Source organism: Rheinheimera baltica DSM 14885 (assembly GCF_000425345.1).
GTDB classification, from domain to species: Bacteria; Pseudomonadota; Gammaproteobacteria; order Enterobacterales; family Alteromonadaceae; genus Alishewanella; species Alishewanella baltica.
The window spans coordinates 1-1,945 of sequence record NZ_AUDG01000116.1 but is presented as its reverse complement, the minus strand read 5'-3'; the positions used below and the strand labels follow the sequence as shown (position 1 = coordinate 1,945).

At 40.6% G+C, this 1,945-nt stretch carries 2 protein-coding genes; one reads left to right on the top strand and one right to left on the bottom strand.

All coding sequences use genetic code 11. The annotated features are described in order from the left end of the window. Positions 1 to 133: 133 nt before the first annotated feature. Complete coding sequence (locus H595_RS0119530) at positions 134 to 1,021, bottom strand: LysR family transcriptional regulator (protein WP_027672647.1); 888 nt, start codon at positions 1,019 to 1,021, stop codon at positions 134 to 136. A gap of 143 nt (positions 1,022 to 1,164) precedes the next feature. On the opposite strand from H595_RS0119530, the gene H595_RS0119525 reads away from it, so the two are divergent. Further along, positions 1,165 to 1,770: a short chain dehydrogenase gene (locus tag H595_RS0119525; protein ID WP_027672646.1), complete on the top strand. Its 606-nt coding sequence runs from the start codon at positions 1,165 to 1,167 to the stop codon at positions 1,768 to 1,770. Positions 1,771 to 1,945: the final 175 nt, after the last annotated feature.

The following is a 1,945-nucleotide window of genomic DNA, read 5'->3' as shown; positions in this document are numbered from 1 at the left end:
GCAACTAACTGTGCTGATTTATCAAGAACGATTGATCATATAAATCTGTTGCTTAGACCAAAAGGTGATCAGCAGTTTTCACACAGCCTGTGCCAGAAGCGGACGTTCATAAAAAACATGGACACGATTAGCCTCATGTAAACTGTACTAACTTAGAGATAACCCACTTTTGGAGTGGGTCATCGTTTGTCCTTGGATGCCACGCGACAATAACATCAAAAGGTTCAGGCATTTCATCCAGCTTGATTTCTACCAAGCTACTTTCATTCACAGCTCTTGAAGGTAAGAATGCGAGCGAATCTGTCACGTTTAGATATAAGGGGACAACTGAGAAACAAGGTGCTGTAATCACAACATTTCTCGTTAAATCATGTTTTTCAAACCAATCATCAATAGAACCTTTAAAATTTGGGCGCGAAGGCGATGCTGAAATATTAGGATGCTCAGCGACTTGCTTTAATGTTGCACTTATTTTTGGAATGCTAGAAAAATTTGATGTTACACATACATGCTGTTCTTCAAAAAGTTTCATCGTCAGATATGACGAAGGAACACAGTCAGGAAATGAGATCGCAAGATTTACTTTTCCACTTTCCATATAGTCATGTATTGAATTCACCTCAAAATCTCTGATAATTATTTTCAATTGAGGCGATTGAGTTCTTAACGTTTGAATTAAATGCGGTAGCACTATTTGTTGCGCGTAATCTGTAGCGGCAATAACGAATGTTCCTTGGGCTCTTTCTGGGTCGAATACGCGGGGCGCTAACAAAGTTTGAAACTCTCTAAGTAATCTATCTATATCAACAGATAAATTCTCAGCCAGTGGTGTAGGGATAAATCCAATTGTTTTTCTGATAAATAATCTATCTTCGAATACATCTCTAAGCTTTTTCAGTTGTTCACTGACAGCTTGTTGCGTCAAACCTAACTGATTCGCGGCCTTAGAAGCGCTTTTTTCACGAATAAGCGCTTGAAACACCCGTAGTTGCTTAATGTCTAACCGATCTAACTTACTCATACATCGTCCGATATCACCAGAAATTAGCTGTTAACTCAGTATAACCATTTTAATTGGTATCAATCACCTAAAATCATTGTTTTCAATTGTTGAGTTCGGGCAGTAGCATTGCTCTAACGAAAACAACATTGGTAGTGAGGCTTATGAAAACTGTTATTCTGATTGGTGGTTTAGGAAAGATGGGAAAGGCAGCTTTAACTGGCTTAGCAAAACATAAAGTGATCACAGCTGGTCGCTCTGGTGCTGTTGATCATATCGTCGATATAACCAACGTCGATTCGATCCGAGCCTTGTATGAAAAAGTCGGACACTTCGACGCAGTTGTAAACACAGTCGGGTACTGCGAGTATGCCCCATTTACTGAAATGTCAGAAGCTCAGTGGATGACGACAGTGATGAGCAAAATGATGGGCCAAATCAATCTTGTACGCATAGGACAGGATTACATCGCTGATAACGGCTCATTCACATTGATCAGCGGAATATTAAATGTCAAACCAATTCCTTATGCAATTGCAGATGCAACAACAAGTGGTGCAATTGATACCTTTGTAAAATGCGTTGCGTATGAGATGCCAAGAAATATCCGCATAAATGTCGTGAACCCAACGGTGTTGACAGAGGCATGGGATGTTTACGGTGATATGATGCCGGGTTTTGAACCTGTACCCGGCAGGCTTGTAGGGAAAGCATTCGAGCGATCAGTTGATGGTTTTATCACAGGCCAAGTACTATTTGTTGACGCTTGACCAGTAAGTCATAGAAATGAGCTTAACGAACTGCTCGTTAAGCTCTTGTTAACTGCATTTTCAATTCAGTATGTCTGCTTTTCGCTCAGGCTGTGTAAAAACTCATATTTTCCGCTCTTTCAGCGGTTGGCCAGTATGCACTGTTAGTGCCTCGCTGAAGTTATCTGTGTGCGTT

What these genes read in the sequence shown, in the direction of transcription:
- H595_RS0119525 (WP_027672646.1), top strand. Translation starts at nt 1,165, where the DNA reads ATGAAAACTGTTATTCTGATTGGTGGTTTAGGAAAGATGGGAAAGGCA.
- H595_RS0119530 (WP_027672647.1), bottom strand. Translation starts at nt 1,021, where the DNA reads ATGAGTAAGTTAGATCGGTTAGACATTAAGCAACTACGGGTGTTTCAA.